This is a genomic window from Cellulosilyticum sp. ST5 (assembly GCF_046529625.1).
Classification (GTDB): domain Bacteria; phylum Bacillota; class Clostridia; order Lachnospirales; family Cellulosilyticaceae; genus Cellulosilyticum; species Cellulosilyticum lentocellum.
This window is the reverse complement of record NZ_CP132338.1, coordinates 4,252,111-4,273,482: the sequence shown is the minus strand read 5'-3', so window position 1 is coordinate 4,273,482 and position 21,372 is coordinate 4,252,111. Positions and strand designations below refer to the sequence as shown.

Annotated in this window: 19 protein-coding genes and 1 other annotated feature; of the genes, 2 read left to right on the top strand and 17 right to left on the bottom strand. The window is 34.4% G+C overall.

The annotated features are described in order from the left end of the window. Positions 1-360: 360 nt before the first annotated feature. On the bottom strand, positions 361-1,317 hold the full coding sequence (locus QTL86_RS20645; RefSeq protein WP_410495940.1) for a peptidase U32 family protein: 957 nt from the start codon (positions 1,315-1,317) through the stop codon (positions 361-363). Then, positions 1,314-2,153 (bottom strand): hypothetical protein, encoded by an 840-nt coding sequence (locus QTL86_RS20640; protein ID WP_410495939.1) that lies wholly within the window; start codon positions 2,151-2,153, stop codon positions 1,314-1,316. The genes QTL86_RS20645 and QTL86_RS20640 overlap by 4 nt, the downstream gene beginning before the upstream one ends. A 204-nt stretch (positions 2,154-2,357) precedes the next feature. On the opposite strand from QTL86_RS20640, the gene QTL86_RS20635 reads away from it, so the two are divergent. Continuing rightward, positions 2,358-2,918 carry a GNAT family N-acetyltransferase gene (locus QTL86_RS20635; RefSeq protein ID WP_410495938.1) on the top strand — a complete coding sequence of 187 codons (561 nt, stop codon included), beginning with the start codon at positions 2,358-2,360 and terminating at the stop codon, positions 2,916-2,918. A gap of 245 nt (positions 2,919-3,163) precedes the next feature. On the opposite strand, the gene QTL86_RS20630 is transcribed toward QTL86_RS20635, so the two are convergent. From QTL86_RS20630 to QTL86_RS20585, 10 genes are all read right to left on the bottom strand, one after another. Next, positions 3,164-4,102 (bottom strand): DUF2812 domain-containing protein, encoded by a 939-nt coding sequence (locus tag QTL86_RS20630; RefSeq protein ID WP_410495937.1) that lies wholly within the window; start codon positions 4,100-4,102, stop codon positions 3,164-3,166. Between the two features lies 1 nt (position 4,103). Then, complete coding sequence (locus tag QTL86_RS20625; protein ID WP_013658852.1) at positions 4,104-4,433, bottom strand: PadR family transcriptional regulator; 330 nt, start codon at positions 4,431-4,433, stop codon at positions 4,104-4,106. Positions 4,434-4,694: 261 nt separating this feature from the next. Beyond that, positions 4,695-4,841 carry an ATP-binding cassette domain-containing protein gene (locus tag QTL86_RS20620; RefSeq protein ID WP_410495936.1) on the bottom strand — a complete coding sequence of 49 codons (147 nt, stop codon included), beginning with the start codon at positions 4,839-4,841 and terminating at the stop codon, positions 4,695-4,697. A gap of 97 nt (positions 4,842-4,938) precedes the next feature. Continuing rightward, positions 4,939-7,119 (bottom strand): endonuclease MutS2, encoded by a 2,181-nt coding sequence (locus QTL86_RS20615; protein WP_410495935.1) that lies wholly within the window; start codon positions 7,117-7,119, stop codon positions 4,939-4,941. A gap of 729 nt (positions 7,120-7,848) precedes the next feature. Next, a complete protein-coding gene (locus tag QTL86_RS20610; protein ID WP_410495934.1) occupies positions 7,849-10,866 on the bottom strand; it encodes a hypothetical protein in 3,018 nt (1,005 codons plus the stop codon). Positions 10,867-11,037: 171 nt separating this feature from the next. After that, positions 11,038-12,525 carry a L,D-transpeptidase family protein gene (locus QTL86_RS20605; RefSeq protein WP_410495933.1) on the bottom strand — a complete coding sequence of 496 codons (1,488 nt, stop codon included), beginning with the start codon at positions 12,523-12,525 and terminating at the stop codon, positions 11,038-11,040. 204 nt (positions 12,526-12,729) lie between these two features. Next, entirely contained in the window at positions 12,730-13,908 is a 1,179-nt protein-coding gene (gene trpB, locus QTL86_RS20600; RefSeq protein ID WP_127064732.1) for a tryptophan synthase subunit beta, read from the bottom strand. A 146-nt stretch (positions 13,909-14,054) separates the two neighbouring features. Then, positions 14,055-14,316, bottom strand: a binding site (T-box leader). 253 nt (positions 14,317-14,569) lie between these two features. Next, a complete protein-coding gene (locus tag QTL86_RS20595; protein ID WP_410495932.1) occupies positions 14,570-15,172 on the bottom strand; it encodes a TIGR04100 family radical SAM protein in 603 nt (200 codons plus the stop codon). Further along, on the bottom strand, positions 15,172-15,699 hold the full coding sequence (locus tag QTL86_RS20590) for a TIGR04002 family protein (RefSeq protein ID WP_410495931.1): 528 nt from the start codon (positions 15,697-15,699) through the stop codon (positions 15,172-15,174). The genes QTL86_RS20595 and QTL86_RS20590 overlap by 1 nt, the downstream gene beginning before the upstream one ends. Further along, positions 15,696-16,526 carry a pyridoxamine kinase gene (locus tag QTL86_RS20585; protein WP_127064735.1) on the bottom strand — a complete coding sequence of 277 codons (831 nt, stop codon included), beginning with the start codon at positions 16,524-16,526 and terminating at the stop codon, positions 15,696-15,698. The genes QTL86_RS20590 and QTL86_RS20585 overlap by 4 nt, the downstream gene beginning before the upstream one ends. A gap of 162 nt (positions 16,527-16,688) precedes the next feature. Between QTL86_RS20585 and QTL86_RS20580 the strand changes: the two genes are divergently transcribed. Beyond that, positions 16,689-18,095, top strand: a complete 1,407-nt coding sequence (locus QTL86_RS20580) for a PLP-dependent aminotransferase family protein (RefSeq protein ID WP_127064736.1) — start codon at positions 16,689-16,691, stop codon at positions 18,093-18,095. Positions 18,096-18,300: 205 nt separating this feature from the next. Here the strand turns inward: QTL86_RS20580 and QTL86_RS20575 are convergent, their stop codons facing one another. The 5 genes from QTL86_RS20575 to QTL86_RS20555 all read right to left on the bottom strand — a co-directional run bounded on the left by QTL86_RS20575 (position 18,301) and on the right by QTL86_RS20555 (position 21,175). Then, on the bottom strand, positions 18,301-18,828 hold the full coding sequence (locus QTL86_RS20575) for a hypothetical protein (protein ID WP_127064737.1): 528 nt from the start codon (positions 18,826-18,828) through the stop codon (positions 18,301-18,303). Between the two features lie 49 nt (positions 18,829-18,877). After that, positions 18,878-19,132, bottom strand: a complete 255-nt coding sequence (locus QTL86_RS20570) for a TfoX/Sxy family protein (protein WP_013658869.1) — start codon at positions 19,130-19,132, stop codon at positions 18,878-18,880. A gap of 57 nt (positions 19,133-19,189) precedes the next feature. Beyond that, positions 19,190-20,227 (bottom strand): Na+-transporting methylmalonyl-CoA/oxaloacetate decarboxylase subunit beta, encoded by a 1,038-nt coding sequence (locus QTL86_RS20565; protein ID WP_127064738.1) that lies wholly within the window; start codon positions 20,225-20,227, stop codon positions 19,190-19,192. A gap of 233 nt (positions 20,228-20,460) precedes the next feature. Further along, on the bottom strand, positions 20,461-20,793 hold the full coding sequence (locus QTL86_RS20560) for a hypothetical protein (RefSeq protein WP_127064739.1): 333 nt from the start codon (positions 20,791-20,793) through the stop codon (positions 20,461-20,463). A 19-nt stretch (positions 20,794-20,812) separates the two neighbouring features. Next, positions 20,813-21,175, bottom strand: coding sequence for a hypothetical protein (locus tag QTL86_RS20555; RefSeq protein ID WP_127064740.1), 363 nt, complete (start codon positions 21,173-21,175; stop codon positions 20,813-20,815). Between the last annotated feature and the right edge of the window lie 197 nt (positions 21,176-21,372).

The following is a 21,372-nucleotide window of genomic DNA, read 5'->3' as shown; positions in this document are numbered from 1 at the left end:
TGCCCTAATCATAGTCAATTGCCATAACCTTTATTTTTCATGTGTTTTCGTATACTCTTTTTTAATTTTCCAATCTGTAATCTACATATGAACTACTCTTATGTTTACCGTTTAATCGCTTTATCTTATTCCTTGATTATGTTAACTCTATTTATGATAAATCTGGAACATCTGATTAATCCTAGTCCTAATCTCATCTCTCGTTTGTCTTTACTAATTAATGCATCTACCAAAGGTCATAGTCCTATGGATATTATCTATTACTGTATAAAAGATAAGGTAGTTATAAGTACTCCTCTATCTACCTATAACTACCTTATCTTTTTATAGTTCTACAAAGCTCTTTCTTTTAGGAAGGACTTAAAATCTTACCTCTGGATAATAGCAAGATAATCCTAATTTACACATCATGACTCTGTCTTCTGGAAAGTGCATCTGATCTAAATACTCTTCTTTAGACCCGCACCTTTTAGCAAGGTCTATATTATCCTTAATGATTTTAATATCCTTGCAAATATATTGCCATTCATCTGAACGGCCTACAATTTTACACGCAGCAATACCCATTTCTACAAAATCATAAATGCCACATAAACCACAGGCATAATTATGAAAGGAGTTGTTATAAATCATATCATTAAGTTCGGCTGTATTCTTGCTATGAAAATCATTATTTTTTAGCCGTAGCTCTTTACCGGCATGTTTAATACTGCTACAAATAGAGCAGCGTTCCTTTCGATGAAGTCCCAAACAATTCGAATCAGAAAAAGTACAACCATTGCGCATCATAAAGATTTCATATTCAGCTTCTGGTGCTGCTTTTTTAATAGCTTCTATTTCTGCAATAGCTAAATCTCTTGGTAAAATAATACGCTTAGTGCCCTTTTCTTGATAAAAGATAGCAATATCTTTATTATATACACCACTAATGGTACTGATAACAGAAGGAACTCCTATTTCTCTGGCTAAAATCACTTGTTCTATACAAGAAACAATTACACCATCAACGCCTGCCTCTTTCACGCGCTCAAAATAACGCTTCATAAATACTAATTGTTCATCCGAATAAATGCTTGAATTAAAAGTGATATAAACCTCTTTCCCTTTTGCTTTTATAACCTTAACGATTTGCAAAACTGTGTCTAGGTCATACGGATTGGAGATTTCCTTGAAACCAGACATACGGTTAATATCTGCAAAGTCTCCAAAGGTATCACTCCACTCCTTATCAAAAAAACCTATATAAAACTCCCCAGCTCCTGCTTCCATGTAATCATCTATATGCTCTAGATTATTAAGTGGTGCTAATACTTTCATTTCCCCACCTCCAAATCAATAGGAAAGTAAATCATTCTCATATGCTCTAGCTCATAAATGCTGCATTCTCTGTTCTCAAAGTAAATCGTTTTCCCTATTCTGATCCACTCCCTATCATCCTCCAAGTCATAGCTAATGATATGAGAACTACATTCATGAGTACAAGGATTATTGGGCCTAAACTTTTTATCAATTTCTTTATTAAGCGAAGCATATTCACAAATATGCCCTGTCGTCATATAACAATACGGTCCATGAATCCCTACTATGAGTTCTTCTGGTGCTTCTCTAAAATTGATCCCCACATGGGTTGGGTCAAACTCAACCCCTTTTACTTTAAAAGCCTTGACTAGCTCTAACATATACTTGTTAAAAATTTTAGGGCTTAAAACCTGATTAAAGTATTCCTCATATCTTGGATCTCTATAATCTTTAGTAAACAACCTTCCTAAATGAAGAGAAACATGATATCTATCACTAACATACGCCAGCATACCATAATCATTAACCACAACTTCATCTATTATTTTGCCTAACCACTCTTTGATAGTAGCTAGTTTTTCCTTTCCTCTTTCTAAATCCTTTTCCGAAAAGGTAGGAACTACTAAAGTAAGTGCTACACCTTCTTTTTCACAAAACCCTCTTAACTCATCTAGCATCTCTTTTGATTGATGAAGAAAATATTGACCACAAAAATAAGAGCCTATATAAATACGCTCACATTTATCAAATCCTGCTATTTCATTAGCCTTTGTTATTATCTCCTGAAAATCTGGTATCAGCTCATACAAGTGATGCATAATCTCACACAGATTTAAACAGTTTAACTGACTCATTACCTTTACTCCTAACACATTTGCTATTATTATCATATTATCTCTTCTATAATGTCCTACTAGCGAAAAAACTATTCGCACCATCTTGATATGACTACGCTACAAAAAAACAATCATATAAGAGCCAAAAATAAAATAATATTTTAAAAATAACAAATATTATTTTAAAATATTCAAATTAATCATTTTTAAGGAGGTAATTTTATGAAACATTTAGGAACAGTTACCCTAGAAACACCACGTCTTATTTTAAGAAGGTTTACTTTAGAGGACTCAGAAACCATGTTTAACAATTGGGCCAGTGATGATGAGGTTACAAGATTTTTAACTTGGCCTACTCATACCAGCGTGCAAACTACCCGTGAAATTATCTCTATGTGGATTAATGAATATACTAGTGAAAAATGCTATCAGTGGTGCATTGAACTAAGGCAAACTCACGAAGCTATTGGTGCCATTAGCGTTGTTCACCTGTCAGAAGAAATTTCTTCTGCCGATATTGGATACTGCATTGGTAAGGCTTACTGGCACCAAGGTATTACCTCTGAGGCCTTAACAGCAATTATAGCTTTCTTATTTAATCAAGTAGGTGTTAATCGTATTGAAGCTAAACACGATAGCAATAACCCTAACTCCGGAAAAGTAATGATGAGCTGTGGCCTAAAATATGAAGGGACAAGGCTTATGGCTGATAGAAATAATTCCGGTATTTGTGACGTAGCCCTCTATGGACTTATTGCCAGAGACTATACGCCTACCATTTAGTTACGTATCTCATCACTTTTCATAGCCTAGAAAACACTATGGCTATAGGCTACGTAAAACTATTTCCTTACAAACTTCTACAAGGTAGCTGATATAAAGCATTTCCTTTCATGAAAAATGAAGAGACTGCTACGAACTCACCTCAAACACAAGATTGTATGTAAGCAAATCAATTGCTGAGCTACATCTTATATTGAAGTATTATTTCGCCACAGTCTCTTATTTTTATCATCTTTACTTTAAAATCATTTAACAATTTTAAGATCTACTCGCACACTCGTGCTTGCCGCTTGAGTAGAATCAAACTGATAACTATAGTATGCCTTATAAGTACCTGCTGTTAAATCTAACATCCAATCATTCACTGTACACTCATTAGCTACATTTTTATAGACCTCTTTGCCGTTCTGATCTTGCATAGAAACCATCATTGTCCCTTTTTCTGCCCTAAAATCTAAATCAAGATAATAGGTGCCACTCTTTTTAATTTCAATATCACTACTACTTCGAGGTAGCTTTTCTTGGGGCATCTCAATATAATTAAAATTTTCATTAAAAACTGTATCAGAACTACTAGAGTAAAAAAACATGCTTGCAACTAATAAAATAATTGCTGCTGGAAAGGTCCATTGAAATGGGATATAGAATATTTCTTTCTTACCCGATCTTCTTAGTTTTGTAGATATAAGTCCTAACCCCATAGTTAGGCCTAGTATAACAAAGACAAGTCCTTCTACAACTATTAGACTTTGATGGTTTACTATACCCATTGCAAAATAAGCAATTGCCATTACTGCATAAATCCCTGTAAATATTGTAAGTAATCTAAGCCACCTATTTTGCATTTCATACAAAGACTCTCTATCTGTGTATATTTTAGCTTCATCTTCTTCCATTCCCTCTTGGTATAGCTTTCTAAAATAATGCCAACCGTTAAAAGTAGAATTAATATACTCCCATCCCTGTTCTTCAAAAATGTCTTTGTATCTTATAAAGTCTTTTATATCTGTGTTATAATCTAATTGATAGATATATCTTACACTATTATCCCTTTTAAATTCACTATGAAAACATCCTCCCTTAGTGAGTTGTAACCCCTTCTTTGAAGCTTCATTTAAGGCCTTCTCCTCTTTTTCATATTCCCAAGCTGCATACCATTTATAACTCTTAACCTTATCCTTCATTTTATTTTCCCCCCAATATCATTTCAGATCCTTTAACTAATCGTTTTAACCTTGTAACCTCTTGCTCTAATATTTCTTTCCCTAGCGGTGTTAGTTCGTATAATCTTTTCCTTTTATCTTCTGGGTTTTCACTTTCTGTTTCTCTAATCCAACCTTTTTTCATCATATTACTTGTAGCACCATACATAGTTCCTGAGCCTATTTTCACATTACCTTCTGATAGGATTATGGTATCTTGCATAATGCCATAACCATGATTAGGTTTATTGTAAAGGCAAAGGAGAATGTAATAGTAGCTTTCTGTTAAAGGTTCATTCTTAGCTTTAAGCATGTGCATAACTCCTCTCTTCTTTATCTCATTCATATATTTTGTATCTGACCCAGTATATGTCGCCAATCAATATGTCGTGATACGATATATATTATACTTGTATCGTATCACGACATATATCGAGTGTCAACATACTTTTGTTTTTTAATAAATTCTTTATAATCACACGGCTATTACTACAAATAAAAATTTGTCTTGGCGTTTATGAGAAATACGTCTGAGAGAAAATGAGAGGGTATGGGTGCCTTCCGTTGTTCCGGTTCACATTTTAATAAGAGTGGTTTTACCCGCACCATTTGGACCTATAAGCCCTACCATTTCTCCCTGCTCTATTTCTAAAGTTAAATCTGAAACAACAGTTTTATAGATATATTCACTTTTAAATAAACTTCTAATACTGCCTTTCATCCCCTCTTCTTTCTTATATCTTTTATACTGTTTAGTTCAATGCTTTACTGAAATAATAGCCACCTTAATTCCTCCCCAATTCATCTTCGCATCTTTTTTATTGGTACGATTGCCAACTTGCTTCTTCTTCACTTTCGTAAGTAGCACTCATCCCCTCTTGATAACCCTTAGTCATTTTCTTCTTTGCTTTGCGATTAGCAACACTATCAAAAACAATAGAGAAATCATAATCAGCTGGATAAAGCTCACTAGCAGCTACTAGAAGCTTAAGCCTTTTAACTGCCACCCATCTTTTTGAGCCTTTGATTTGCACCCCTATCTTGCCTTCTTCATTGACCGTATGAAAAACAAGGCCTTTTTCTTTATTGGGGAAAACAAGAACACTATCTCCTACATGAAAGCTTTTTGCTTTTGCTGATGCCTTCTCTTTACGTTCGGATTGACCTTTAAGCTGAGGAGTAGCTGCTACTTTTCCCAATTCACTATCTAGTGCTTTGATTAGTCCTTGCGCTTTCTCTATAGCCTCACTATTATTGGTCTTCTTATTGACTATATGTTTAGTAGGAATCTCCTTGTTTGTATTAACTTCTTCCTTCCCTCTTGTACCTTCTACTCTACTTGAATCATGGTTTCCTGATGCCTGAGTCTGTGGTTTTTCATTACCTATTGTATTGCTATCACCGTTTTCTAAAGCTTGAGCTTTTGTCCTTTTATCAATTACTTTATTCATATAATCATCTTGTGACATCACTTGCTCTTTATAGGTGTAGCTACTTGCAAGCTGAATCAGTGATTTTGGAAAGCCTAGCTTTTCTGCAATATAAAAGGCACAGCTCTCTCCAGCTTCTCCAATTTCTAATTTATAAAGCGGCTTAAGGCTTTCTTTATCAAAGCACATTCTGGCATTTTGATAACCTTCCGCCTCAGTGGCATAGTCCTTCACTTCTGGATAGTGAGTTGTTGCTACTAATAGGCATTCCTTTTGGCGAAGTGCTTCTAAAATAGCGATGGCAATCCCCATTCCTTCTGCTGGGTCTGTTCCTGAACCTAATTCATCTAATAAAACTAAGCTGTCTTTAGTGGTTTGTTTTAAGATGTCAATAATGTTCACAATATGAGAAGAAAAAGTAGATAAGCTTTCTTCTATACTTTGGCCATCACCTATATCACATAAAATCTGATTAAACATTTTAAAAGTGCTTCCCTCTGCCACAGGCACATGCAGACCGCACTGAGCCATCATAGATAAAAGTCCTACTGTTTTAAGAGCTACTGTTTTCCCTCCTGTATTAGGCCCTGTCACAATAATGCCTCTAATACCATCCTTCATGTAAAAGTCTAGTGGCACACACTTTTCTTTATTTAATAGTGGATGTCTACCCTCTTTGATCTCTAACTTTCCTGTTACACTCACCTTTACCGCTCTTGCTTGGAGCTGTTGTGAAAGCTTAGCTTTGGCAAAGGCTACATCTAGAACCTCCATCATCTCCATATTAAGACGCATATCTGAAATATAATTTTCCACCTCATTTGTCAGACTATAAAGTACCTTTCTCACTTCGTTATCTTCTTCAATTTCTAGAACTCTTAGTTCCTCTTGAAGCTTACCTACTGCTGATGGTTCAATAAAGACAGTGCTTCCTGTCCTAGAGGTATCTAGTACTGCTCCCTCCACCTGACTTTTGTACTCTCTTTTAACAGCCAAGGCATAACGGCCTCCACGCTCGATAATATAAAAATCAGCCAGATAATCTTTCTTTCCACGCATGATTTTTTCAAGACGTTGTTTGACTTGCTCTCTTTTGATTTCTATATCACGCCTAATTCCTTTGAGTGCTGTAGACGCTTCACTATCTACTTGGTTATTACGAATACTTAATTCAATAAGTTCCTTAAGGACATCTAAGTCACAAAAGCCTCTGCCATAGGTAGCCAGATTGCAATCTAGGAATTCTGCTCGTGATAGATAACGTCTCATATTGTTGCATCCTTTAATAAAGGAAGCCACTAACATCAATTCTTCTGGCATTAGTAAGGTACCTATGCTCACCCTCTCTAGCATGCTTTCCATGTACTGCATAGAACTAATGGGTGGTGTTCCTAAACTATCTAAGATTCTTCTGGCCTCGGTAGTCTCCCTCATCTTAAGCTGACAAATTTTCTCATCCAAAATCATCTCTAAGCCTAATAATTTTTGTTTTGCTTTATCAGATACAGCCATTTCGCTGAGCAGTTTTAAAATCTTGTTAAATTCTAATATTTCTATGGTTTGTTTCATTTTCTTTCTCCTTGTTTTTAATGATTGATTTTCATCATTACTTATATTGGACATAGGAGATCAAATTACTAAAATTAAAATAGCCCCTAATTACTTCTGCCTTTTATAAAGGACAAGTACTTAGGGGCTTAATAAACTTCTCGGCTATACACTATAAAATTACTCATCTATAAGCAAATTACTATTTATACACTATTGCCATAGTTCTCCAAAAAATTAGCAAGTATAAACAGGTTTCTAAATTATAGATGATGTTTTAACACCTCTTTAACCTAGAAATGTTATCTATAGATGGAGCTGTTATTTATAGTTATTAATACAAAAGGGAATAGATAGCCTATCTCCTTAAAGTTTACATGATTTCCGTAAAAGATTATGCTTTATTAAGCGTTCTAAAAAGGCAGAAGATATTATCACTCCACTTAAGTGGCATACGCAAACAGACCATACCTATATACGGTCTAAAACGCCAACTTAGTTAGTGATTCACTATTAGATTAATGCTTGATCTCCTTTTTTAAACACACTTAACAAAAACATCACCTTTCTTTCTTATATTTAATTTTATCATAAACCTTTTTGTACTATATGTCAATTTCACGTTACTTCCAAAAAGAGTGAATTAACATTCCCTATTTTATAGAAAGATATCTATCTTCCTATACTACAAAAAAAGATTGAGCTTAATCTCATAGATTTTGCTCAATCTTTTTGCTTCATTTATTAGCCTTAGTTAATTTTGGCGATTTCTATATAAGTTAATGTGATTTTATTCTCTGGTTTAATCACTGAACTTGTAGGTATTGGTGCTCCATATACTTCGTTAATTACACCACTTTCAAGTAGAATATCCTCAACTTTAGGCGTTGCAACAATAACATTGTCTATTTGTACTGTTTTCTTATTATATAGATTTAAATAAGTTTGTTCACCGGCCCCCCCATATACAACGGCAGTATTCATAGTACTTGGTATATAGAATGCTATCTTGTATTCATCATTCTCATTAATAACATCTTTAAAATTGACTTTGATTTCACTACCACTAGGTCTCTCTACTGTATAGTCGGTTCCTTTTACTAATACTTTATTTGATTCATTTACCTTATTTACTTGTACACTTAGCTTACTCAAGTCGTAGTTCATTAATGTAGCACCGCCAAGTTGTGCATCTAACAATTTACTGATATCAACCGTATAAGATACATCCTTTGACTTCACATTAAATTTAACATTAGCTGAAATATTACTTACACCTTGTGGTTGGATGAAGTTATTGTTTACATTAGTAACTGAACTTACATTAGGTTGGTTAGTTAAATTCTTAGAATCTGTTGGACTTTGTTTTAATGCTGCACCTAATGCTGTACTCGTACCTAGTGTTCGTGTTATATCTAGTGTTGGTGTTGTATCTGACGTTGATGCTGTATCTGGCGTTGATACTGTATCTGGTGTTGATGCTGTATCTGGTGTTGATGCTGTATCTGGTGTTGATGCTGTATCTGGTGTTGATGCTGTATCTGGTGTATCAATAATACCTCTCATTTCTTCAACGCTATACATTTTGCCATCAACTAAAACCCCCACAATCGTTGCTGGTAGACCATCTGATCCAGTTGGTACTAAAATATTTTCTTCTACCGTCTTATTTCCTATCTCACTCACTTCTGAGTTACTTGTATTAAATCTCATATTATAGTTGAAAACAATATCTCCCACTTTAAAGTCATCTGGGACTTCACTCCAAATAGTAAATTGACTGCCTGGAACGACTTTCATGACGCTATAATCATATGTGCTTACGTTAATTTTAGCCCACGAAAACTTAATGCTTGTATTTGGAATAGCATTTGTAATTGTTTTACCATTTGTATCTACATAGTTAAAAGAGGCTTCTTTACTAATATTGTATTTTTCTCCAAGCAAGCCTGACGCTAAATAAATGCGATATTTAATAATAGCTGGTGCATCTGTTGTTAATTCACCAATGTCCCATACCATACTACCATCTTCTAATTTTTTCATATCGCCTTGAGTAATAGCAATTCCTGTCTTACTCCAATCGACATCATTAGTAATGCCTTTTGATGCATCTTTAAAACCAACTTTTGTCACCGCCTTGCTAATATCTGTTGTTGGTAATTGTAATTCAATATTATCAGCTAAAGTCTCTGATAACGTAGTACTACTCGCTACATCCTTCTTTACTGCTGCTGCAATTTTATCCATTACACCTTTTAGTGCAACTTCTGAATCATCTGCTTGATAAGCATATTCAGCTGCATTCGTTGCACATTGTTCTAAAACATTCTTTCCATCTTGACTAATGCCACTACCTGCTGCAATTGTAAATACTGTTAAATTCTCAACTTTTGATTTTGCTTCATTAGCAGCACTGACTGTATCCTTATCGATTTTAGTGTTCCAGCTGCTATCACTACGATTACCTGACCCATCACCATTCCTCATATAGGTTGGGTCTCCATCAGATAATAGAATAATAACCTGATTATCTGCCTCGCTCTCTTTTAACATTAAACCAGCTTTAATAATACCAATAGACATTGGTGTGCCACCATTGATATTATTCATTGCAGCTGAAACAGCTGACTCAAGTGTAGACGCATCATTAGTGAAATTCGACTCAACTTTAAAGTTTGAATACCAACCACCATTAGCTAATTTTTGATAAATTGAATTCCAATTATCATCAAAATGTTCATAACCATTACCACTTGGTTTAGTTTCTGTACCACCAAAAGATACAACAGAGACTCTTACATTAGGCTGCTCAACTAAAGAAGTCACCAAGCTTTGACTTGCATCATTAACTAAACTCGCTCTTGTCATATTTGTAGTTGTATAGCATGTATCACCATGTGTATGTGCACTTACAGAACAAACAAGTTTTTGATAACAACTATCTGTGTGTTTGTGCCACCTACTACTACTATATCCGCAAAGAGGTGTACTGTTGGTTGTGTAACATGTATCTGCATGAGTGTGTTCTTGTTTCGTACACTTTAACTGTTTTGCTTTATCATTCATACTTCCTGATCTATCTAGTACAAGTACAACATCTGTAGATGGTACTTGTGGTTTTACTTGTCCTTCTAGCTTAACTGCTACTTCCCAAACATTTTTCTCATCTTTTACTTCTGTTACTGTTCTAGTAATACCTACTTTACCTATTGTACTAAATTGTATATTCTTTTCTGTTGGCCTAGAAAATTCCCCACCTGTTGAAGTTTTCATGTAAAATGTAACTCTTAAGTCTGCATCATTTTGATTTGGCATGGTAAATTGAATATCTTTAATCGTTACACTTAAATCTCTCTCACCTTTTAAATAAGCATCTGCATCTCCACTGCTAATTTGATCTTCTCTATCACGCCAGTTCATCTCAAACCATTCTCCGTCTGTACCTAAGCACTCAATATAAGTACCAACTTTTACATCGCTACCTGTTTTATAAGCGTAACTTCTTACTCTAAAAGTTGCTGTTCCACTAATATCGAAACGTTCATTAGCATTTTGAGCTGTATCATTATATTTGCGCAAGAATACATTAAACTCTGTCACCTCTGCTCCATTAAAATATACTGGAACCTGTTTGTAACCCCCATCCGCTTTTTTAACCTCACTAGGAATTCCGTCTACTAACTCTACTGCAAATACGTTGCATAACTGTAATGCCATCATGATAGATAATAAGATGCCTACTACTCTTCTTTTTATCTTTTTCATTTTACCCCTCCTATAAATAATCTTAAATAACACAGTATCTCCCTGTATTATTTTGTTGTATATTTTTATTATATTATATTTTCTAAAAATTTAAAATGAACTATTTTTACTCTTTTTGCAATATATTTGATAAATATTGCTATATTTTTAGAATATTTTGCCCATTTTACCCTAATCTTCAAAATAACATATTACAGGTATACCCGATTCTATATTAGCAAAAATATCTTCTGCTACTTTAGTTGGTAGATTAACGCAACCATGAGAACCATTGGTACGATATATCTCACTACCAAAAGTGTTTCTCCAACTTGCATCGTGAAGACCTATTCCCCCATTAAAAGGCATCCAATACTTAACAGGCACTGCATAGCCTGGGCCTCTTAATACCACATTGGCACTCTTGTAATCTAGTGTATAGGTTCCTTCTGGTGTATCATAATGCTTTTTTAGATTGCCTGTTACTACATCACTCTTTACAACAAGCTTACCTTCTTTATAAAACCAAATATATTGCCTAGATAAATTAATCTCTACATAAGTTGAACCAATATCGTTCTTTCCTGGTTTAAGCGCACTTTGAGTATAGATTGGCACCCTTTTCACTGGATTTCCTTGCTTTATCAGCTCAATGACTTCACCTATTTCATCCTGTACATTGAGTTTCCAGCCATAATCTCCCCCTGTTACCTTTACTCTTTTACCTGTGCTAGTAGTAAAATATCTTTCTTGCCCTAAAGTATCATAACTATATGCAAGACCTATTATATAATCTGCAATGGCTTCTTCATCTACTACAACCTGCATTTGTTCATTAACACTTAACCATGAACTGATTTGTGTTTGATCTATCACTTCTTGTTTATCTCCAAAATCATAAGTAATCTGTGCCTTTAAATAATAATTAAGTTCATCTTTCAGATCTATTAACTTTTTAGACTCCTTATTATATAGCGCCTTTTTATAGCATGATTCCTTATCTAAATCTAGGATTTTATCTTCTGCTTTAATCGCCTTACTTATAGCCATATTGAGCGCAATTGAATCTACTGTATTGCCCTTATCACCTTCTATAATCTGGTAGGAACCGTCTATGTACTTGATACTTGCATCTACTGGTTTCCTAATATATTGATTTGTTAAACATGTTAATGTATTTACTTTATCTTGAAGTAATTGTGGATTATAACTTATCTCCTTAGTCACTTTTAAATTTGTAGCTTCAAATATGTGCCAGGGCCAACTCCATGAACTTTGATTTTCCTTAACTTCTGTAATACCATTTGACATCTGATAAACCAGGTCTATATCACTGCCTTTAATTAACTCTAACTGACCATGTCTTTCCCTCAACTCTAATATATAATGATTACTCATGGCTTCCACCTTGATTATTGCTTTCTCTAGACTGCTTCCACCTACTTTTATGCCATTAATTTGAGTTCCCCAATAAAAATGGCTAGTAAAATAAACAACTCCTACTATATAAAGGATGCTTAAACCTCCTATGGCAATCTTGATTCCTATGAAAAGCTTCTTATTTTTGATCAGCCTTTTAAGACTACCCTTTATCTTTCTACTTATAGTGCCTACTGTCTGTAATATCTTAGTACCTCGCACTTTTCCTTTAATACTACTTAGCTTATCATTCCATTTCATTTTATATTCCCCATTTACTCCAATTTCAATATCCTATCATATGTAAATGGCTTTTTATTTAGTACAAATAAAGTGGCTATACAGATGACATAGAAAAAGAGTTGTTTCAGCTCAGCTACCATCATAGCCTTTATTGCTTAAACAACTCTCTTTTATCTCTCACTACTTTATTTCCTATAGTAAATAGATTTTTCTTTTTAACTTCTATTGATTTTCTTTCAAATAATCAGCTATTGCCTCAACATCTTTATCCCCACGACCTGAAACCGTAACAATAATGGTTTCCTCCGGCTTACAAGTAGAAGCATACTTCATAGCATAAGCTAAAGCATGAGAACTCTCGATAGCTGGCAAAATTCCTTCCGTTTTACAAAGCGTTATGAGTGCTTCAACAGCTTCATCATCTGTAATAGAGACATATTTACCCCTACCTATTTCATTAAGATAAGCATGCTCTGGCCCTATCCCTGGGTAATCAAGCCCTGGTGAAATAGAATAGACAGGCGCAACTTCTTTATTTTCATCTAATACACAAAGCGTCTTCATTCCATGTAATACTGTTGGCTCACCCATAGCTATAGTAGCTGCATGCATTGGTGTATCGATACCTTTTCCTGCTGCTTCTACACCGATTAGTTCAACTTCTGAATCCTCTATATAGGCCGCAAAAGAACCTATAGCATTGCTACCACCACCTACACAAGCAATAATTGCTTTAGGGAGCTTACCTTCTTTTTCTAAAATTTGTGCTTTAGATTCTTCACTAATGACTTTTTGGAAGTGCTTTACAATAGTTGGATAAGGATGTGGTCCTACTGCTGAGCCAAGTACATAAAAGGTATCATCAGAAGCATTTACCCATGCATCAATAGCTTCATCAACGGCTTCTTTTAAGGTCTGAGTACCTGAAGTAGCTGCTACTACCTTTGCCCCTAGCATTTCCATACGAAATACATTAAGTGCTTGCCTTTTCATATCTTCTTTGCCCATATAAACAGTGCATTCCATACCCATAAGTGCTGCTACTGTTGCTGTTGCAACACCATGTTGACCAGCTCCTGTTTCAGCAATTACTTTCTTTTTACCCATACGTTTTGCAAGTAATACTTGCCCTAGTACGTTGTTAATCTTGTGGGCTCCTGTATGATTAAGGTCTTCTCTTTTTAAGTAAATTTTAGCCCCGCCACAAACTTTCGTTAAGTTATCTGCATAATAAAGTGGTGACTGACGACCTACATAGTCTTTTAAATAATAGTTAAGCTCTGCATTAAAATCTTCGTCATCACGATACTTTAAGAAAACTTCTTCTAACTCTTTAAGTGCTTTAAGTTGTGCTTCTGGCACATAAGCGCCACCAAAACTTCCAAATACATCTTTTAACATAATCAATCCCTCCAATAAGTTTTATTAGTAACTCATTTCTATGAATAGTTACTATGATTTCAATCAAATGAGGAATTTTCTAGAACCCTAGGGACTAGCTTTTTGGATTTACACCTTATGCTTGCAAACAAAAAGAGCCCTATCATCCATGGGACGATAGAACTCGTGGTGCCACCCAAATTATATCTTTGCAAGGTTAATCCCCTAAAAAGATATCTCTTTAACAGATACGGCATTTATGATGCGATATCCTGTTCCTGTAACGTAGAACTTACGGCTCTGACTACTCTTAGTTCACCAGGCATCTCCCAAACCCATTCCTTATAATCTCCTGCACTGGACCTTTCACCAATCGCCAGCTCGCTGAGGCACTTAATTATAAGTACTCTTTTTGTTCCTAGAATTTAATTCCGATTTAATTACTATTTATGATATGCAATTCTTAATAGATTGTCAATATTTTTTATATATTTCATATTTTATTATATTATTATGTACCTTTTTCTCACTATAATCATTAGTATATTTAAGATAATGCCTTTATAAGAATTACGAAGATAAAACTCCCAATATAACAACATAAAATATTTAAACCACCTTATAATAATAGTGTAGTTGTATTCCTTAGTATCAACTACGCTATTATTATATTCTATACTTTCTATTCAATATATTCTCTTACACGTAAGTCAATTCCCATTTCTTCTGCAAGTTTTCTACTAGCTTCAATTTGTTCTTTTGATATTACCTTATCTACTACAGAAAAAGTCACGCTTCCAATATACTTTTTACAATCCATGGCAAATTTAAGAAGGGCATCAAACGATTCTATACCAAAACGAGGTCTTGCTACTTTTAAGTACTCATCTTTAGTTGGTGCATTTAAGCTAATAGAAATAGCATCTACATATCCCTCTAAGAGCTCTGCCGTTGGCTTATTATGAATAAGATCCGCTAAACCATTGGTATTTACACGAATTTTAATTTTACTCTTCTCTCTAATATATTTGCATACTTCTATAACTGTTTCAATTCTGTTAAGAGGCTCCCCATAACCACAAAAGACGATTTGGTCATAGCTATCTAAATTATAATTCTTTAGATCATCTAAAATTTCCTCTAGACTTGGATCATGAGGTAACCACAAGTTATCATTTTGCCCTACAGTATCATGGTCGATTCTTACACAGAAGGTACAGGAACAAGGACATTTGTTTGTTAAGTTGACATATAAACTGTTTTCTATTTGGTAAATAATCGTCATTATACATTTCCCCTTAGTTGTCTTTTTAATTTATTTTTTACTCCCATCATATCAAAAGCATAACCCATAGCTAAAAATACAATAGCGCTACCTAGTGGTTGTAATAAACCTGGTAATACAGCTGCAAGACCAGCCATAAAGTTACCTGTCATAATGGCATCGGCAAGAAAATACCCAAATACACCTGTTAAACCTGCTAATACTACTGCTGCTACATTTCTTACGCAAATGAACTTGCCTTTACCACTTGTAAAATAGATGACTAATAATGGCTTAATAAGCATTGTTGGAATCACCCACACCATACCTCCGGGTGTAATGGCATCTGATAAAGCAGCACCAATAGCACCTGCTGCCATAGCATAAGGCACTGGCAGTATGCAAGCCGCTAAATAAATCATACTATCTCCCACATGAATAACGTGTACCCCTATTCCCGTTGGAATATTAATACGTGTCACTACAAAAATAATCGCTGCAAATAAAGCCGTCATAACTAATGTTCTTGTTTTTTCTGATTGATTCATTTTATACTCAGCTCCTTTAGAAATGGCTCATACATAATTCCCTCTTTTGTGCTCAAATTAAAGTCCGATGTATATGTAATAGCCTGACTTATAAATGTACTTGCTATATCAACTGCTTCTTCTAGGCTATAACCATGGGTTAAATATCCACATAGCACAGAAGCAAAAATATCTCCTGTTCCACTATAGGACTTACCATTATAAGCTACTTCTTTCATAAAGTAGATAGCCTTATTAAAGTCTAGCCCTATATTCATTAATCGCTCAGGATGTGCTTCATCACAAACCCCGGTAATAACAATCTGTTTAGGCCCTAACTTAGCTAATTCTTTGGCATAGCTTTTAATCTTCTCCTGGTTAATGCCCCAAGCTAGGTCATAGCCTGTTAATAGTGAAAACTCTGTTATGTTAGGTGTAATAATATCTGCTTTAGCTACTAACTCCTTCATATGAGTAGGATACGCTTCATCATAAATACTATAAAGCTCACCATTATCCCCCATAACTGGATCTATTAAAACCAGCGTTTTATTTTCTTTAAAAAGCTGAATGAATTCTAACACAATTTTAATCTGCTCCTTAGATCCTAAAAAGCCAGAATAAATACTATCAAAACGATATCCAATAGCTTTCCAATGCTGAAAAAACTGTCCCATATAAGGGGTAAAATCTAAAAAGGAAAATGAATCAAACCCCGTTTGGTTTGATAAAATAGCCGTTGGCAATGGACACGCCTGCACCTGTAATGTATTTAACAAGGTGAGTGCCACTGTTAAAGAGCATCTGCCTATACCCGATAGATCATTAATAACTGCTGCCTTTTTCATAGGGGCCTCCTTAAGAAAGTATCTTTGTTATTTAATGCTTTACAACTCTTCTGTTTTTTTATAAACTAATTGTATCGATACAATTTAGTATTTCTTGTAAATTAATATATGTATTTTCACACAATTCCCTATTATGGTCAATACAAGACAAGGAGCTTTTTTATGAATATAAACATTGTACCGTTACAATTTGATTTGAATTCAACTGAACCCCTTTATGCTCAGCTTTTTCATTATTTAAAAGATCTTATTATTAAGGGGGACTTAGCTTTTGGAGATAAATTACCTGCTATTAGAAGCTTTGCTAAAGCGTTAGAAGTCAATAATATTACAGTTATTAATGCTTATAAGCAACTAGAGCATACTGGTTATGTGACTTCTAAACAAGGAAGTGGTTACTATGTTTCTAAGCGTCTTACTGAGGAAGCCTCTGTTTTTACACCCAAGCCACTTTATCAACAGGAACTTATTAACTTTTCTAGTGCTTCTCCTGACCCTGGCATTTTCCCTACTGAAACTTTCAAGGAGTATATCGTAGAGGTTATGGAGCGTGATAAAGGCTATGCCTTTGGCTATCAGGAAGTTAATGGTTATATGAAGCTTAGAGAAGTATTGGCACAGTTTTTAAAACAAACTTATGATATTGAAACCAAAGCTGAACTCATTCAAATGGTATCAGGTGCTCAACAAGGTTTAGATATTATCGCTAAGAGTCTTTTATATTCTGGCGATAGTGTGATTACGGAAAATCCTACCTATAACGGTGCTGTAGATGTTTTTAAATCTAGAGGTTGCCGCATTGTCCCTGTTTCGCTTACCCCACAAGGACTTGACTTAGTTGAATTTGAAAAGAAGGTTAAGATTTGTAAGCCCAAGCTTGTTTATATCATGCCTAACTTTCAAAACCCTACAACTATTTGCTATAACAAGGCTACTCTTCTAGCCTTACTTAAACTAGCTCATACCTATGATTTTTATCTATTAGAAGAAGATTCCATGTGGGAGCTAACTTATGGTACCAGGGGGTCTCTATCTCTCAAATCACTTGATACAGAAGATAGGGTTATTTATCTTAAAAGTTTTTCCAAGCTCCTTATGCCTGGTCTTCGTATAGGTTTTATTATCATGCCTAAGGCTTTAGTTGAAGCCTTTACCCGTACCAAGCAAACCACAGATATTTCTTCTTCTGGTCTGATGCAACGCGCATTAGAGCTTTATTTTAAGAATAATAAGTGGGAAGAGCACATTCATTACATGAAAAAAATATATAAAGACCGCTATGAGTGTATGCTTAGTAAACTCATGGAACTTGAAAATGATGAGGTAGAGCTTTATAAACCACAAGGTGGCGTTTGTTTTTGGCTTCGTTTACCTAAAGGGATGTCTGCTCAGCATCTTTATGAAAAATGTTATGAGAAGGGACTACTCATTTTCCCTTCCCCTATTTTCTTTCCTCATTTAGATCCTTCTAAAGACCGCTATATTAGACTCAGCTTTGCAGCTTGTAGTATTTCTGATATTCAAAAAGGAACTGATATTTTAGCTAAATGCATTAAAACCTATCACTAATTTATTTTTTCAAGACAAAAGCCACCAAACCCTAAAGTGAACTGACCCCAATAAACTAGATTTTTAGGTCTAACTTATCGGAGTCACATCAAGGGTTTAGCGGCTTTTTTATTTCGCTTATTTCTTGTATCCTATCATGCTCTATCCCTATCTTCTATACAATACCAGATTAATATTTTTCGTCACTAGCTAAGACATAAAAACTTCAGAAAAATAAAGACGTAGGTAAATAAAATAAATAAGGTGCAGTAAACACTGCTAATGATAGGGCTAACTTCTTCTTAATAGCTTCATCTAAATCTACTTTTTTAAAACTCACTTTGTAGTTAAACAAATAGATAAAACAGCCTGCTATCAGAATACAAACACTTACCCATAATACAGCATAAATATTCTCAAAAGGATTGTATGTAACTGCATTAGTTAAGTATTTGTACCACCACTCACCTAAAGGTGACTTATTCTCTATAGCCATATCAACAAAATTAACACTAAACATAGCTAATGTCCCAATAAAGTCAGATATAAAACCGAAAATCCATACTTTGAAAATCACTTTCTTAGCAATCTCTTTTATCTGATTGACTTTTAATACCTTTAAGGTAACCACTACTACTGTTAAATCAATTAAGAAATTAGCCGGAAATATCACAATCCAAGTTAAAGGAAATAACCATAATAACCAGATTGGAAAAATCAAATTATATAGCTTTGTTTGCTTTTTGCTCCCCATTTTTCACCCCTCTTATATTAATTAATACTCATTACGCCCACCTATTAAATTACTTGTGTTCCTCATAAAAATGTTTTAAGTCTTGCTTTGTTTGATTGTCTAAATCATGCCATCTGATTCCCTGTACGGCTCCCTCTAGACCGCATAAGCGATTAATACATGCCGAATCATCAATTTCTTTAATCTTTAACCATGCTTTTTTGCTCCCTAAATTCTTTAATTGTTCAGTGGTGGTAATGCCTACTTCGTTAAGCTGTGCTTCTACCACCTTCCCAATATTAGGTAGTTTACTTAGTTCTCCCATTCTCTTTTCCCTTCTTTCAATATTTATTTCTATACCATTTGCGTTGCATGTTTATCCTCACAGACTTTTCCTTTTATACTCATAAGATTCTTTAGGATGATTGGTGATATGAATGCCTTGCAAAATGAATTGAGCACTTTCTCCCTTATCTGTACTTATTTTTGAGAAGCAAGTATGTAATGTTACGCCATGAGGTCCTTTGGGTAATTCTTCCCCTTTCTCTGCTAAAAATATACTTGTTGGCCCACTAGCGCCACCTATAATACCAATACTACTAGCACTCTCTGGTTCATACGTATGAGTCGCTTTTCTCTTATAAGATATAGTAGAATCAAATTCTAAACGTTCCTTTTCATTAAGAGCTGGTACTATTTCATATGTTGCTGAAGTAACATAGAATTTCTCTCCTAGCATGGCCTGTTCTGGTAATTCAACGGATTCTTCTATTTGAAAATATAAAGTATGCTCTATCTCCGTAGTCGGATGCTTGAATTTTATTTCTTTGGTCTTGTCTAAATCTGATAGCTGAAACCGCTGTCCTATAGGATAAAATATCTGTTCTTCATAAGTAACAAGCTTTAGAGTATTAATGACATCTCCCCTTTCTTGTCTTCTAATACGCATCCTAGCCTTTGCTTCTTTAGGATAAGGCACACAAAATCTTTGACAGGCAAAACAGCTGGTATGCTTTAGATTTCTTTTATAAGCACTTTTAATAGGCTTTAACTCATCACTGTCATGTAAGAATGGCATTTGTATACTTCCAGTACTACTATAACCTCTCTCTACCCTTTTCCCATTAATCCAAATTTCTGCTAGGCTTACTTCTTTATAAGGGTGCTCTTGCTCTAACTGTCTTCTCTGATTTTGACTAAGCTCTTTTTCATTTATTCCTTCACATTTCTTAGCAAAGGCTTCTAGCTCTTCTTTCTCTATAAGTGTTATAATATCAAATACGATACCTTTACTGAATCTATACGCACAAGGAATAATACGTTTTCTTCCCAAATGATTAAAGCTCCAGTTTAATACTTGTTTCGTCCCTGTTTTTCCTCTGGGTCCTTCCCATAAGGAAGCACTATAGTAAACCTCCATTTTGCCACCATTCCCTATCACAATATTTTCATCTATTGCTATTAACTGCTGATTTTATTTATATTATAGCATTTCTCAACGAAGCTAAAACATTTATATTCATTTAGTAGAAAAGGCACTACCCGTAGGCAGCACCTTAGCTTGATAAAGCTTATTAAGTCTTATTCATATATTGGTAAGCAAAAGGATTACTTGCATTTGTTATTAACTTCGTTATATGTTTTAAAGCCGAATCAAGTATTTGCGAAAAGTGTACCTGAGTAAAATGCCATGTATCCAGCACTAGTCTTTTTAGTTGAAATTAAATATAAGGTCCCTGACCACCATAATCCACCTGAAAATTCGGTATAGTAATAACTCTCTGCCACCTCCTCAAGCGTATCATAGGTTATTACTACATTTTCCTTAAGCTTAGATACGACTGCCTTGGGTATTTCTGTAGATGAATCTGCATCATTAATGACATCTGCATTACTTAACTCGCTTGCAAAAGCCATTTGCCCAGGAACCATTAATGCTCCCATCAATGCTATTAATAAAACTAGCTTCTTTACTCTCTTACCCATACCATCACATCCTTTGTTTTTAATTATCTTTAATCACTTTATAGGTGACTAAAAATCCTCCTGCTTTTCCTATCCTTACGGCATCAACAAACTCATATTCCCTATCTAAATATACATTTTCAAGCTCTTTAGCATCTAATACATCTTTTGCTTTAACACTATTACCTGCTTTAATACATTCATCCCATGTGCTATATACAACATGGATTTCTTGTTTTTTTACTAGAATAGTTTTAGTATTTTCTTGAGATACTGCACTAACATTAGATACTTCATCAACATTATGCACTTTAAAAATATTATGTATTGCAAAAAAATTAAGTGCTATTGTCAATCCTATTACTGAGCATAATAACGTTTTTTTTAATACCTGATTAATCATAACCACCTCTTCAATTATTTATATATATACTACTGAATTTTTACAGAAAACTCAATATTTTTATTATTATTGACGTATTATTTATATCTTTTTTATGTATTTTCTATTCTATGTATGTAAACTTTATGCTAAAATTACTTGTATTTATATTTATTCTATTTTAAGTATTTTTACAAATAAAGCGCCATTTTAGGAGG